Source organism: Emticicia oligotrophica DSM 17448, assembly GCF_000263195.1.
Taxonomy (GTDB): domain Bacteria; phylum Bacteroidota; class Bacteroidia; order Cytophagales; family Spirosomataceae; genus Emticicia; species Emticicia oligotrophica.
Window position 1 is genome coordinate 1 of sequence record NC_018745.1, and the last position, 16,041, is coordinate 16,041.

The 16,041-nt window shown below is 32.6% G+C and carries 7 protein-coding genes; 6 read left to right on the forward strand and 1 reads right to left on the reverse strand.

The features are described 5' to 3' along the window. The first annotated feature begins 1,389 nt into the window (after window positions 1–1,389). The 5 genes from EMTOL_RS21445 (at window position 1,390) to EMTOL_RS21465 (ending at window position 12,417) form a co-directional block, all read left to right on the forward strand. A complete protein-coding gene (locus EMTOL_RS21445; protein ID WP_015026402.1) occupies window positions 1,390–1,833 on the forward strand; it encodes a DUF3592 domain-containing protein in 444 nt (147 codons plus the stop codon). Window positions 1,834–2,105: 272 nt separating this feature from the next. Next, window positions 2,106–6,317 (forward strand): 3-coathanger stack domain-containing protein, encoded by a 4,212-nt coding sequence (locus EMTOL_RS21450; RefSeq protein ID WP_305953331.1) that lies wholly within the window; start codon window positions 2,106–2,108, stop codon window positions 6,315–6,317. 171 nt (window positions 6,318–6,488) lie between these two features. After that, entirely contained in the window at window positions 6,489–7,664 is a 1,176-nt protein-coding gene (locus tag EMTOL_RS21455) for an LLM class flavin-dependent oxidoreductase (RefSeq protein ID WP_015026404.1), read from the forward strand. A gap of 102 nt (window positions 7,665–7,766) precedes the next feature. Beyond that, window positions 7,767–9,563: an SLC5 family protein gene (locus EMTOL_RS21460; RefSeq protein WP_015026405.1), complete on the forward strand. Its 1,797-nt coding sequence runs from the start codon at window positions 7,767–7,769 to the stop codon at window positions 9,561–9,563. A gap of 247 nt (window positions 9,564–9,810) precedes the next feature. Next, complete coding sequence (locus EMTOL_RS21465) at window positions 9,811–12,417, forward strand: glycoside hydrolase family 95 protein (protein ID WP_015026406.1); 2,607 nt, start codon at window positions 9,811–9,813, stop codon at window positions 12,415–12,417. Window positions 12,418–12,610: 193 nt separating this feature from the next. Here EMTOL_RS21465 and EMTOL_RS21470 read toward each other — a convergent pair whose 3' ends face one another. Beyond that, complete coding sequence (locus EMTOL_RS21470; protein ID WP_015026408.1) at window positions 12,611–14,122, reverse strand: replication initiation protein; 1,512 nt, start codon at window positions 14,120–14,122, stop codon at window positions 12,611–12,613. Between the two features lie 975 nt (window positions 14,123–15,097). Between EMTOL_RS21470 and EMTOL_RS21475 the strand changes: the two genes are divergently transcribed. Next, window positions 15,098–16,039 (forward strand): ParA family protein, encoded by a 942-nt coding sequence (locus tag EMTOL_RS21475; protein ID WP_015026409.1) that lies wholly within the window; start codon window positions 15,098–15,100, stop codon window positions 16,037–16,039. Window positions 16,040–16,041: the final 2 nt, after the last annotated feature.

A 16,041-nucleotide genomic window follows, 5' to 3' on the forward strand; every position in this document is an offset into this window, starting at 1 on the left:
CAATCAAATATGATAAATTACAACCTTGTTACTTTATCTCTAAATTTCTACAGATAGTAAAGTTTAAGTTTTACTTCATAAAAATGTGCCCACTACATTTCTAAACTATTAATACATTAATTTGTATTTGAAACTAGAATATACCGACAGCACAAATGATAAAACTAATTAAAGAAATCAGTGTAAAATCTTCGTGGTTTTATACAGATTTACACTAAGCGAAGGGCTTCTGATAAAATTTGAAACATGTGAAATATTCATAGCTTTGGTTCGATATATGATTCAAAGATAGTGTCTAATTGGATACCGTTGTTAAGGGGATTTAAGAGTTGGTGTAAAAGCAAGGGTTTCTCCTTGCCTAAGGAGTGGTATTAATGAAAAGCTTTCAAAAATGGAGTCAATAAATATTACTCGAACCCGTTTTGCGATAAGGCAGCTAAAATGATAAATGGTTATAATAAATGGGAGTTAACGACAAAGGATTAACTTTAAAAATATTAGACTTGTTACAAAAACAAGATTTACAAACAGGCGAAAAAGAAATAGCTAAATGCTTACCTAAACGGCTATGAGCGGGACTTTCCATGTGAGTTACCGATTCAAATAAAGTTACACACACAAACTCAAATGTAATTTCAAACAGTGATTAAAAATATTCTTCAGATGTTCAAAAATATAAGATAGATGGTCACTAATAAAATACATGTTCATATGTACTCTTTTGCATAGTCTATTTTAAGTTTTTGTAAATAGTTCTCAAAACATTAATATATTTAATTATACTTTGATTAATATACAAAAAAAGTATACTAAATTGGGTTTTACTAGCACCTAATTTAAGAAAATAAAAGAGGTTTAAATTAGTATAAACAAACGGGTGTTTGATTAGACAAAAAAAAGTCTAAAAATATCTTCATATAAAGTGTTGTAACTGCTTAAAAGAAATTACTTATATGACTGACATAGTTTAAAAGTTTGATACTCCGAGTCATTTTGGACCTAAAATAATTTGTAAGGGTCTCTTTTTACTACCGTGTATTTCTTGAATAGTAGGGGAAGCTCTGTTTTTCTTTATTTGTAGACTTTTGACAAATTCAAATCATAAATAATATTTTGGCAACTTTTACTCTGAAGTTTAAAATACTTTAGTCCATAATTGCTTTTTTAGATTTTTCAGTGCAAGTTTACTTTTAGCGAATAGTTTGATGAGATGGTTAATTGGGGGGCTTACTGTCTAATAGGCAGTTAAAAGGAAAGGTTACTTTGTTCATCAATTCTAAATCGAAGTATATCAAATGAAGTCAAGATAATTATTATTACTAATAAGCCGAATTTTAATTCTAAAATCACTTAAAAACCATCAAATGCTGGTCTTTGGAATCTAAAAATATGACACCTTTTCTTGTTATTTGTGCATCTATTCTAGGTGATTTATTCTTAATTTGGAAACTTGCCCAAGTATATAATAAATACAATACTATTAATAAAAACGGAGTCAGCGTTTCAGGAGAAATTATAGATTACCATGTTGAAGAAGGAAAAAATGGTAAAACCTACTACCCAATAGTAAAATTTAAAACTTTTTCAGGAGAAATATTTACTCAAAAAGCTTACTTTGGAATACAATACAATCAATATCTAAAGCAAGAAAAAGAAGTTACTTTGAAATATTTGGAGTATAACCCCAAAGACTTTATCATAGAAGGCAAAAATCCAACGAGAAATATTCCATATATTATGGTTTTATTTGTTGTTTTCGTACCAATTGTTATCTACTTGACGCTTTCAAATAGACCTGATTTACTAATCGAATTAAAAGAGTTTTTAGATTAAACATCAATTAGATATTATTAAATTTTATGTATCAATCTAGAGGCTAATTGTTGTAATTGATCAGTTTTAAAGTAACAAAAAAAGCTGTGCTAAATAAAGTCCACAAATAGTTGTAACAAGACAAATACAATATTTTAATGTGTGATTACTTATTAACGAAATTAAAAAAGAGTATTAATGATGCTAAAACGCAAATATATTGGACTAAGCCAATAATAATAACTCTTATTTTTATTTATAGTGCCCCAATTTTATTTGCACAAAATATAATTTTGACCCAGCCTCAGTATACCAACTACTGTGTTGGTACCACAATTTCTGTTCAGGGATATATTTCAAATGGTAGCTTTAATTCAAATAATGTTTTCAGGGCGAGTTTTCGACAAGTTTATAATGACTCAATTCACTATGACCTACCAGCAAGGTTTGAAAATGGGGCATTTAAAGTAGAAATACCTACCAAATATGCTTCAGATGAGAACCTCAATTATTTAAATATTAGTGTTTATTCATCCAGCCCATATAAAGTCAGCAATGAAATAAATGTTTTAATAAAGAGTTTACCAAGAGTAAAATTTGAGGGTTTTTATCAATATGTACCAACCCAATATTCTGAGTATATTAAAACAAATTATACTGTTCCTAATCTGCCAATATTTATAAGAATCAAGGCTAATGGCTATAATTTTAGTTCAAACAGCATAAAAGCAATTTTTAATTCTGGAGCAATAATTCAGCCCACATCTGGCAATTTATACTTCAATCCGAAACAAGAAAGTTATACCTACAAAATTGATTCTGTGAGAAACGAATGTGGTTATGGATTTATTGAGCCATCAGAATATACCTTAAATGTAATGCCGCATGGTTTAGAAATTACCAACTTTTCAAGCATGGATATATGTAAGGGGCAGAAAATTTACTTAACCTATAATTCAAGTTATAAATTTGATGATCATACGAACTGGAAACTGGAAATACTGAACAACGAAGGAAGCAATGTTAAAACGCTTGATTTGACCTATGAAAATGCACAATTATCAGCAATTATTCCTACAGATATTACACCCAATGGATATTTCGCCAGAATTATAACTTCTACACCTAGTCTCTACAGCAATATTTATGGCAAATTAAATATTCACGAGCAGTCAGATATACAAATATTTACTCCAAATGTGGAAGTATATCCACAAGAGAAAGTACAACTTGTATATAATTACATAGGAGCAAAACCAACTGGCTTTATACTTAATGACAGTTTACATGTTGTTCCTTTTGGTGGTGCTACAGGTCTAAATTATTATTATGAATTCAAACCACCGTATCAAGGAGTTTATAGGTTTACAAATGTATTATCAAATTGCGGTAATAAGGAAATAAATAGAGAATTCAATGTAAGAATTAAGGACGATTTAGAACTATTCGACTTACCTAATAAATCATTTTGTGTTGGGGAAAAATTTAAGGTAAGATTCAAAGCAAAATCATTTATAAATTTATCAAGTCTTGAAGTTAGAGCTTATAATTATAATACAAGTAGTAATTATACAGTTTTTACACATAAAATCTTAGGCGATTCGCTTGAAATTCAAATTCCTTCCGAATATTATTATTCAGAAGGAACACAATTTAGAATAGCAACTACCAATGGAGAATATCTTAGTAATTTCTCATCCAATAAAATACGAATAAAAAGTATTCCTTCTGCCAATATTTCTTACACGGGTACTTATCAAATTTACAATCCTGAATATGTAAGCATTTATTTAAACTTGAGTGGTGGTTGGCCATATTATGTCAAATCAACCAATGATACAATAACTCAGATAATAGAATCGGGTAATTCGAGTTTTAGTACTTTTATCAAAAATCCAACATCAGTTAAACTCCAATCTATCAAAAATCAATGTGGAGTAGGAAATATTGGTCAAGAAGTAAATAATTATACTTTATACAGACGTCCGAATAGTCTTAGGGTTGTTAATCTTAATAAGAATATCTTTTGTTTGAACGACCCAATTGAGGTACAAATTGATACTATTGGGTTATACAATTCTGATAATGAATTTCAATTGTTTTTAGCAACTAGTTATCGAAGTGATTCACTCATTGGCAGGTCTAAAAGTATTAATATAGGTGGAAGAGTTACAAATAATATAAGAATGCATGAAACATTTTATGTGAAAGTTTGCTCTACTTCACCTGTTAGTTGCACGTATGGGACGTATATAAAGTTAAACGCTGTTCCTGTAGGAGCTGTAACAAGTGCATATGTTTTTAACAATGATTTATTTCCTTATGGTGAACGTGTAAATACAAATTTTGTGTCATTGGTTAAAAACCAACAAATAAGCCTGATAAGTAATTTTTACGGAAGTGGTACACTAAACTATAGAATCAACAATAGTAAGATTTATACAATTGGAGCAGAAATTTATGATTTATCAACTTATGGAATATCAGATTTAATTAGAATCCAAAAAGACACTTCATTTTCAATTACTGAAGTTAGCAATGAATGTGGATTGAATACCACATCAAATTTACCATTTAAAGCCAAGGTTGTAAAATTTAAAATCTATACAAGCGAGTTGCTTTCTTATAAAAATTGTGTTGGTGGAGCATTATCTGTTACGTACAGACTTGAGGGTGACGTTCCGATTGATGCAAATTTTGCAGTACAAATTAAATCAAATAACGAAAATTTCAGAACCATTGAGACATTGCAAACTGGTAATCCAATGGTTGTACGAATTCCAGAAGACATTAAAGATGGTGGTGCTTACGAATTTAGAGTCATTTGCACAAATTATTTAGACTTCGAAAGTACAAGATACCCCGGTACATATTTATATAAAAAACCAACAGCAAAATTGGTTGCAGAAAATGGAACCGACTCAGTTTTTGTTTATAAAGGTGGCGAAAGCATAAATCTAAAAGTACTTCTGAAAGGAGATAACGGGAAAGGTGTTGTCTTCAACCCTTCGAATCGTTATGTATCGTTTAGTGATAGTATAGGGTATTTCCCAATTGTAGCAAAACCAGGTGATATTTATTCTTTAAAAAGTGTTCAAAATAGTGCTTGCGGATATGGTGATGTATCTGGGATAGTCAAAGTCTATGAACGTCCGAACATAATCATTAACAAAATAGTTTTTTCTTCGCCTTGCATTGGTTCTTCTGTCAACATTAACTTTCAAACTTCTGGACAGTTTGGTAAAAATAATGTGATAAAGGTTATTCTTGTAGATAGCTACAATAATGAATACACAGTGGCAACAACACCTCTGAGCAATGGTGATATTATTTTTAATACCCCAAATACTATTCGACATGGGTACTACCAAATTTTCTTGAGAGCCTCAAACCCTAATATTATAACAAGCTTTTCGGGATATCATTACCTCTCTGAGCCTCCAACTCTTAATTTAGCAGGTATAACGTACATAAACCCTGGTCAAAATTCTGAAATCAGCTTTAATGTTTTAAAAGGTACATCACCAATAACTGTTACCTTTGAGGATAATAGCCAACTTGAACTCTCTTACTACAATGGTTCTTATATTTATGAGTCATTAATCGTTTCAAAACCAATTGCTCCAACTGTTACAAGTTTATACAAAATTAAGTCAGTTTCTAATATTTGTGGGAATGGAATAGGTTTAGGACAAGCAACAATAAATGTAAATAGAGCTACGGGAAATTATATAAACACCAAAAATGTCACTTTAGTATGCTCTGGGAAAAACTTGAAAATACCATTTCAAAAAATTGGAAATGTACCAAATACTTTAACCTACTGGGCAGAAATGTCTGATGAAAATTCCGAAAACTATCAAAAAATATCTTCGATACTACTTACTGATACAATATCTGCTGTGATTCCCCCGAATCTTGCAGTTGGGAGCAATTATCGTTTTAGAGTAAGGGTTGATGATAATAATATACAAAGTAGTTCAAGTCCCAATGGGGTAAGCATCTATTTCCCTAATCAAGTTTCATTTGAAGACTCGGTTATCTTTAAACAAAAAAATTCTTATGTGTTAGTTCCCATTAAAATTACGGGTACATTACCTGTAGACTTAGTTTTTAAACATAATAATGTGCTTACTTACTCCTCTGTTTATAGTAACACATTTAGTTATTTTTATTATCCAGATAATTATGAGAAAAGCGATTCATTACAACTTTTTTCTTCTAAAAATCTCTGTGGGGTGGGTATAAATTTAAATCCAAATAAGGTTAGAGTAGTTTATTGTAAAAACACTTCGGACTTAATACCAACTATTATTGAAAATCAGCAGCGATACTTTGAAGTAAATGATGAAATTATATCTTCCAATAAGATTAAAAATCTATCTAAAATCAATTTTGATAGTGGAAAAACTATTACGTTGAATCCAGGTTTTGAGGTACAAAGGGGGAGTATTTTTAAGGCAATTATTGATGGATGCCCAGGAAAAATAAATTCAGAAAACTAACTATGTATTTAAATCCCAATAAATTTGGCTTTACTTTCCTTAAGCTAGTTATAGTATAAAATAGTGTTTAAATTTATATTTACCTAAGATGCTCAGTTGTAATCAAAAGCTCTAAATCACTTTACTAACTTAAAAGGAATTAATTATATATTTTTACTTCAAATTACAAAAATGCTTAATGAACCTATCGAAAAAGTCAATATTCGTACAGTAGAAAGAGTGGTAGAAGTGTCATGGTTTGATGACCTTTGTGGCGGAGATACACAATATCTTGGCACAATTGACCCAACTCGAAGAAGTAATTTTGCCAATTGCTCAACTATTATCGAAACAGCAGACAAACTCGGTTTCGATAATATCTTGTTACCTACTTCTTATGTTGTGGGGCAAGAAGTGATTCCTTTTGCATCGGCAATGGCACCCAAAGTAAAAAATATCAATATGCTCACCGCGATTCGAACCGGTGAAATTCACCCACCAATGTTGGCTAGGCATTTGGCTACGCTTGATCATATTCTTGAGGGTAGGCTAACAATAAATATTATTAATTCTGATTTGCCTGGTTTGAAAGAGGATAACACTTTACGCTATCAAAGATGTGCTGAGGTGATAGAGATTCTAAAACAAGCATGGACAAAAAATAAAATAGAATTTGAAGGAGAGGTTTATAAGTTTAACATGCCGGCCGACCCCGTGAAACCATATCAACAAAATGGTGGTCCGTTATTATATTTTGGTGGAATTTCTGATGGTTCGAAAGATGTTTGTGCCAAATACTGTGATATTTTCTTAATGTGGCCTGAACCTGAAGATAGTATCTATGCAACGATGCAAGAGATGAGCCAACGTGCAGCAGCTTATGGTAGGACAATAGATTTTGGAATGCGTTTACACGTAATTGTACGAGAAACAGAGGATGAGGCTAAAGCTTACACAAAAGAACTGATGTCTAAATTTGATGCTGAACTTGGAGAAAAGCTAAAACACCGTACGCAAGATTCAAAATCAATGGGGGTTTTAAGGCAAGATGAGTTCAGAAAACAAGCAGACGATGATGATTTTATTGAACCATACCTTTGGGCGGGTATTGGAAGAGCAAGGTCAGGTTGTGGAGCAGCCATGGTTGGTACACCTGAACAAATCATTTCGAAAATGAATCGATATATGGATATGGGCGTTCGTGCGTTTATTCTATCGGGTTATCCATTATTAGAAGAATGTCAGAAATTTGGTGAGCTAGTTTTACCAAAACTAAAAAATACAGGTAAATTGTCGGTTATTCAGGGTAGAACTCCTAAAGAAACGCCTATAACTCCACTAACGCATGGAGAATTAAGAGTTTGGTAAATGTAGTCTAATTTGCAAAATTATCCTAAATAGATTAGCCTTTTCTATTTTGTATAAGATGGAAAACCTATAAACAAGCTTATTGTCACGATACATTATCAAATGATAACAACCCTACAAACATTCGATTATATAGTGCTGCTTGGACTACTTATTTTTTTGATTGTTGCAAGTATGTATTCAAGTTTTAAGAAGAAAGATTCTGAAGAATACTTCATGGCAGGGCGTTCGCTAAGATGGTGGAGTGTGGCCGGCTCAATCTTCGGAACGAACATTCATGCACAACAAATAATTGGAATGATGGGTGTGGGTTATTCAGTGGGTTTTGCACAAAGCCATTATGAAGTTTGGGCAGTCGTTGCTATTTTGGTTTTAGTCTATGTCTTCATTCCGATATATCGGAAAAGAAACTTTTTTACCCTTTCACAATTTCTAGAAAAAAGATATAACTCAAATACTCGATTAGCCTACATGGTTGTAATGATTGCCTTTATCATGATTCAATTGGTAGGTGGTTTTTATATAGGAAGTCGAACTTTAGGACTTTTATTTGCTGGTTCTCCATACGAAATTACTTATTTTCAAGGCATTTTAATAATTGCTGTCGTAACAGTTATATTTTCTGTTTTTGGCGGCATGGAATCGGTAGTCATTGCTGATAATATTCTAACAGTAGTGATGATTGTCGCTGTGCTTATTATCGGGACACTTACTTATATGCAACCAGAGATTGGCGGATTTTCTGGCTTACTGAAAATTGACCATGCAGGTGCCAATAAAATGCACCTATTTTTGCCAACTAACCATAAAGATTTACCTTGGCTTGGTATTTTTACCGGACTTACAATCTTAAACTTTTTCTATTGGACGACTAATCAATACCAAGTACAAAGGGTACTTGCCGCAAAAACCGAACGAGATGCTAAATTAGGTGCAATCGCCTCAGGATTTTTGAAATTGATCATTCCTTTTTTTTCAATTGCTGTTGGAACTGCGGCTTATTATATTTTCAGAATTCGATTTGGTGAAAATGTTGTTAAACCAGATGATACTTTCATGACATTGCTTAAAGTAGTTGTCCCGTCAGGATTGGGATTAAAAGGTTTGGTTTTGGCTGGACTTATTTGTGCTATTTTCTCAGCCATCTATTCGATGATGAATTCTGTTTCGACCATGATGGCTTTTGATGTGTATAAAAAACACATCAATGCTCATGCTTCTGATAGGCAAACTGTTCGATTTGGACAAATTTTTGTATGTATCATGGTTGGTGTTGCTATCATATTGGCCATGATAACCTTTGATCCTAATTCTTCTGATAATTTCTTTCTAAAAATTGCTAAACAAACATCTTATATCAAGCCTGGTTTAGTGATTGTTTTCTTTTGTGGAATTTTATGGAAGAAAACCAATCCAATCGCAGCTGTAATAGTTCTTTTAGGTTCACCATTGATTGGCCTTTTCTGTGATTTGCTTTATGAGGGGTGGTTAGTGAATTTTTCATTTGTGAAAGCAACTTTTGGGGAGAACTTCAATTTCCTTTACAGAGTGTTTTCAATTACGTTTTTGGGCTCAATCATAATTATAATCTTAAGTAAAATACTTAATAAGAAAAATACGCATATTTCAGGAGAAAGCCTTGAGTTGATGGGTTCACTGAAAGATATTCAAACAGCAGTTTTACGGTTTTCGCTAATACATATTCCACTTATTACATTAGGATATAATGGCATATTCACCCCTCAATTGTTAGCAATTCCGGCTATTATTTTTACTTTTTTATTATTTATTTGGTATTTTAAACATAGTAAAGAAGAATATATACTTTGGGAATCTGATATTTTCTATGCAGGTCTATTAACATCGAGTATGGTTGGGATTTTGTATTACTTTGCCTGATTATATGGGAAAGAATCTATTGTAAGTGTCCAGAAAATATAGACATTTTAAAATAGAAGAATAAATGGATAGCGTAGCACTCCTAAATAAAGACTGTTTCCCCTACACAAATTAATCGATTTCTTTGGTGGTTGTTTGGACAAATATTGGTGATTAACAGTCATTGATTATATTTACGGTGACGATATCAAATGGAAAAAATTAGCCAACTTAAAGTTGAAAACTAGCTGCAAAAACAAACAATACGATGTTAAAAAATTTGGAAATTTTTCTTTTTTCTTTTTTATTACTTATTTCAGCTCAAATTTTCGCCCAAAAATCTAACCATACGCTTTGGTACGATAAACCCGCCTCGGTCTGGACAGAAGCCCTCCCAATTGGAAATAGCTATATGGGGGCTATGATTTTTGGGGATTCTAGACAAGAACACATACAACTCAACGAAAGCACACTCTATTCAGGTGAGCCTGATGCCACCTTTAAAAATATTAGTGTTCGTAAATATTACCAACAAGTTACTGAACTTCTCAAAGCTGGAAAATACCAAGAAGCAGATGCTATCGTAGCCAAAGAATTGCTCGGTAGAAATCATCAAGTTTATCAGCCTTTGGGCGATTTTTGGGCCAATTTCGAACATGGACAAGCCGTTTCAGCTTACAAACGTTGGTTAGATATTTCATCGGCCACTGCCTACACCGAGTATGTAGTAGGCAACACAAAATTCAAACGACAATATTTTGCGAGTTATCCCGACCATATTATCGTAGTAAAGTTTTCAACCGAAGGAACTGATAAAATCAATTGTACGCTTCGTTTTACAACACCACATATTTCAACAGCCAAATACGAAGCCAATGGCAACATGCTGAAAATGATGGGAAAAGCCCCATATTTTGTACAAAGACGAGAATTTGAGCAAGTAGAAAGTGTTGGTGACCAGTACAAATACCCAGAGCTTTACGAAAATGATGGTACACGTAAGGCAAATGCAAAAAATATTCTTTACGATTCCACCAAAGGAGGAAGAGGCATTTCTTTTGAAAGCCAAGCTAAAATTTTGAATTTGGGCGGAAAACTTATTCGTACTGGAGATAGTATAAAAGTAGAAAATGCCAGTGAGATTGTTGTTGTTCTGACAGCAGCAACTAGTTATAATGGTTTCGACAAAAGCCCATCGAAACAAGGGAAAAATTCGAGTTTTTTGGTAAATAGCTATTTAAAATCAATTGAAAAGAAGATATTTACTCAACTATATAGCACACATCTAACCGATTACAAAAAACTTTTCGATAGAGTTGACTTTGAACTCGCTGAAGAAACTGAACAGTCAAAACTACCAACCGACCAGCGAGTGAGTTTATTTTCAAACGGCAAAGACCCATCCTTTCCATCGCTTTATTTTCAGTATAGTCGTTACCTCATGATTGCGGGTTCACGCCCCAATGGCCAGCCGCTTAATCTTCAAGGTATTTGGAATGACCAGATTGTACCACCTTGGAATGGCGGCTATACAACTAATATCAATACCGAAATGAATTATTGGATTGCCGAATCGACCAATCTTTCAGAGTGCCACGAGCCTCTTTTCAAAGCCATTAAAGAATTAGCTGTCAATGGTAAAAACACAGCTAAATTTATGTACGGAAATGAGGGTTGGACTTCGCACCATAACATGGATATTTGGCGAAATGCTGAACCTATTGACCGCTGTTTATGTTCGTTTTGGCCCATGGGAGCAGGCTGGCTTACTAGCCATTTTTGGGAAAGATACCTTCATACTGGCGATAAAGTTTTCTTAAAAAATGAAGTTTATCCAGTGTTAAAAGGTGTAGTGGAATTTTATCAAGGTTGGCTGGTAAAAGATGCCAAAACAGGCTATTTAATCACACCAATAGGTCATTCGCCCGAAAGCTATTTTCTTTATGAAGATAATAAAAGAGCTACCATCAGTCAGGGGCCAACGATGGACATGGGTATTGTCCGTGAGGCATTTGCTCGTTATGTTGAAATGTGTCAAACCCTAGGAATAAATGATGAATTAGTAAAAAATATCAAACAACAATTACCACAACTATTACCTTATCAGATTGGTAAATATGGTCAGCTTCAAGAATGGAAAGAAGATTTTGAAGATGCCGACCCAAAACATCGACATTTTTCTCATTTATATGCCTTACATCCGAGTAATCAGATCAATAATTTTACCACGCCTGAACTTGCTGCAGCTAGCAAAAAAGTTATAGAACGTCGAGGCGATTTAGCCACAGGATGGTCAATGGGTTGGAAAGTAAACGTTTGGGCACGGCTACTCGATGGCGACCACGCTTTAAAATTGTTGACAAACCTTTTTACACTAGTGAAAACACAAGAAACCAACATGACTGGTGGCGGCACATATAGTAACTTATTTTGTGCTCATCCCCCCTTTCAAATTGATGGGAACTTTGGAGCAGCCGCAGGAATCGCTCAAATGTTGGTGCAGAGCCATGCAGGTGAGTTGCATCTTTTGCCAGCACTCCCCTCAACTTGGCAATCAGGCAAAATTAATGGTTTGAAAGCTAGAGGTGGATTTACTGTAGATTTGGAATGGGAAAACGGAAAACTTACCAAAGCAAGGATTCATTCGGCGTTGGGAGGAAATTGTCGAGTCCGAACCACTGAAAAAGTAATGGTCAATGTGCCACATTTCAAAAGTGAAGGAGCAAACCCAAACCCTTTTTATAAGTTTGTAGATGCGGGCCTACCAATCATAAAAGATAGCAGTAAACTACTCGAAATGTCTGAAAATAAAGGCAATGTGATTGATTTTCAAACGGAAAAAGGGAAAACTTATACAATCACTATTCAAAAATAAATTAAAGGCTAAAATTTTCAATTCTAAACAATGGGTCTGACTTTGTTTGGAATTTTATCAAAAATTAATAAAACGTATTTAATTTATTCGTTTGTCTATGGTGTTGCAACAATGTTAAAGTAGGTAGCCAAAGAGATTAGTTATAGGTAAAAAACATATACTTTCAGGAACCAAAGATTTCTAATTAAAAAATCTAAATATCTATTCCTAAAAAAGCCGCTTCGACTTTAAATGGTTCTTTGAATTGTGATACCTCCTGAGGAAAATTAGTTTCTATCCATTCTGAAACAAAAGTTGTAAATGTAAAGCCAGCCTCGTCCATAGCTTTCTCAAAAGTATTCTTATCAATTTTCCCACCAGATACCTTCATTAGTTGTTCATAGCTCATTGCCACCACTAATGATGGTTTTTCTTTCGCATTTTCTTCCATTAAGTATTTTATAATGCTATTTATAACATTTTCGTTGATGAGTTTTTTGTAAAATTCATTTTGAGCTTTAAAATACGATTCATTAAATTGAGCTTTTTCTTTTTCAATAGCTGCACTCTGTATTTTTAAATTTGTTTCGGTTTGCAATTTTAAGCTTCTTTCTTCCTTCTTTTGTTGGCTTTCTTTATAGTTTTCATAAAGAGATGGTGTATTTACCATTTGGTTCATATACCCACCAATATTTTGTATTTTCTCCCCCACCCTCAATTTCTCTATTACATAATTTACACCCAGTAACACTTGTTCTTTAGGAAACTCATTAATCCAAGCATAAACAGTCTTTTTAGAAATCTTATATGGTTTGACCAACAAGTAAATTTCTTCGAATAATTCGTTTTTTTGAGGTAGAACTTCAACGGTTGTATCTTCTGCTAAACGCTGTGGTTCGATATTGTTAGTGACTACGACTTTCCCTCCAGAAGATTTTAATACCTGACGTTGTGGTTTTTGAGATTTGACTTCTAGCTGTCTTTCTTTTGGGTTTAAATGAAAGGTAATAGCCACCACCGATCTTACATGCTTGTGTTCTTCAATTTTTGTGATTTCTAAGTCCGTATATTTATTTATATCCTCTATCCCCTTCTGAAAAACCTTTTGTTTCAAACTCCCATACAATGGATATTCATGTTCTTCAATAGCTAATATTTGTCTTAGTCTACTTACATCGTACCTTACCTTTTTATTGCCGAGTCTTTGTTGGTGTTTAAGTACAAAGTATAGTTTTACAGAGTAATGACTTTGTATTTCTGTTATGTTCCTAATATCAACCGTTAAATATTCTCTTTGTAAATCGAGTAAATATGGTTTGAGTTTGGGATGAAATTGTAGCCTAATTCGATTTTGTTCACCCACAAGTACAGGCTCGCTTGTTTGGATACTTAGGGGGATTGTTGTTTTATATTCTTTTCCATCTTCCTTTTGTTCATAAACTACAAACTTCCTATCCATCAGTCGCAAAGCAGCATCTTTGAATGCTTCATAGTATTTGCCATTTCTGTTTAGATCGAAGAGTTTAATTATATCAGGAATCCTTATTTCGTACTCAGTGAAGTCTTCATCATCTGGTAAAATCATGGTAAGAACAGTAGCAAAGAGTCTGAACTCACTGATATCCATTTTTGTAGTTGCTTCTACAAGACCAGCTTTCCCTCCTTGTATCCTTATGGTATAACGTTCTTGGTAGTCTTGTTTTTTTCTTACACTTAATTGTGGCATGATTGAATTGAACGATATTATTGAATCAAAGATATAAAATTAAATATAAATATAACTGCATAAAATTATATTTATATTTAGGTGAGATAAATAAGTTATATTTAATGAGACATTTTGGTTATATTTTAGAGATATTTTGGTTATATTTTAGAGATACTTTAGTTATAGTTTGAGATATTTTAGTTATAATTATGCTTTTATAATACTGATAATCAAATAGTTACGAGGTATAAAAAGAATAAAAAACAAAATATAAAAAATAAACAACAAAATAACTGTTTAATTACTAAAATAGTTAGTATTAGTTAGATAGACACAAATTAGCTTCTTAATAACTATTTATATTTAATATTTACTTTTTTTAAAAATAATCTTTGGTTTGAGATATTTTGGTTATAGTTATTTCACAATCTCATTGTTACTTCTTTAGTTCTATAATTATAAGGTGCTATTTATCAATAATTTATAAGTTTATATTCCAGTTTTACTTGTATTTGTTCTATTTTCTCTGTTTGAGATATTTTAGTTATAATTAACAAAGTAATTAGTTAAAAAAAATCTTCTATCTTACAGTTTTAGTCACAATCTTACCATTGTGTTGGGACATGGTATTTACCAATGTTGCTTTGAATACTCGCGGGTGTTGTTCGAATAGTATAAAGTTGCTATTGTTTTTCTGAAATTTATACTAGTGCTCGGCATGATTGTAATATTATATACACCAAATTTCTCGTTTTATACGGAGATTATCTACTTCATCATCAAGTATGTCTGTTTTTTTGAAAATGTTTTCATTAATTCGTTCTCGTTTTTTATTTTTTTATCGACGAGAACGATTTTTTTATTATGTTTTCAAATGATTCATCACACTAACTAATTCTATATAGTTGTGTAAAATAATACTTATTTTTTTTGTCTAAAAATTTTGACATTAATTTTAATATGTATTAATTTTATGTCAAAAATATACTCATAATGATTCCACAAGAGAAAGTTATATCATTTTTTAAGAAAAACCCGGCACTATCTATTTCGGTTATTGAAAAGGAGGCTGGCCTTCCGAAAAGTACTTTAGCCAAAGCTATTAGTGGAGATAGAACATTAAATAGTAAGCATTTAGCCGCTATATTTCCAATACTAGTAAAATATGGTTTTAATGCAGAAAACAAAGCTCAAATAATTTCTATTATTAATCATAAAGGTGGGGTTGGAAAAACCACAACTACGATAAATTTAGGAAAGGCTTTATCGTTGTTGGGTTTTAAGGTTTTGATTATTGATATGGATTCTCAAGGGAACCTTTCTCAATCTCTTGGTTTTGAATCACCCGAAAAGCAAGTGGTAAGTGCATTACTTCATAATGAGCCTTTGCCTGTTTTAGAACTTACTCCTGGTTTTCACTTATCTCCAAGCGACTTAGAATTAGCATTTGCTGACTTAGAATTAATCCAGATGGTGGGTGGAGTAAATCAGCTACGTAATGCCATAACTCCCATTAAGGCTAAGTATGATTATATCTTAATAGACTGCCCCCCTGCCCTCAATATTTTTACAAACTCAGCATTGGTCGCGTCAAATTCGTGTCTGATTACTCTTCAACCTGAGGCATCGTCTATGAAAGGGGTAAATAATTTATTTGAGCGTATCAATCAGGTAAGGGATAGGATTAATTTCGAACTAAAAATTGAAGGTATTGTGCTTACAATGGTTGATAAACGATTGAAGGTTCATCAAGATACCATTATGTATGTAAAGAAAACACTTAATACTTTTAAGATTTTTAATACTGAGATTCGACAAAATGTAGCTATAAAAGAGTCGCAGATTGCACAACAAGACATTTTCACTTATGCACCCGATTCTATAGGTGCAATTGATTATATGAATTTAGCACAAGAATTTATCCTACCCAATTAATA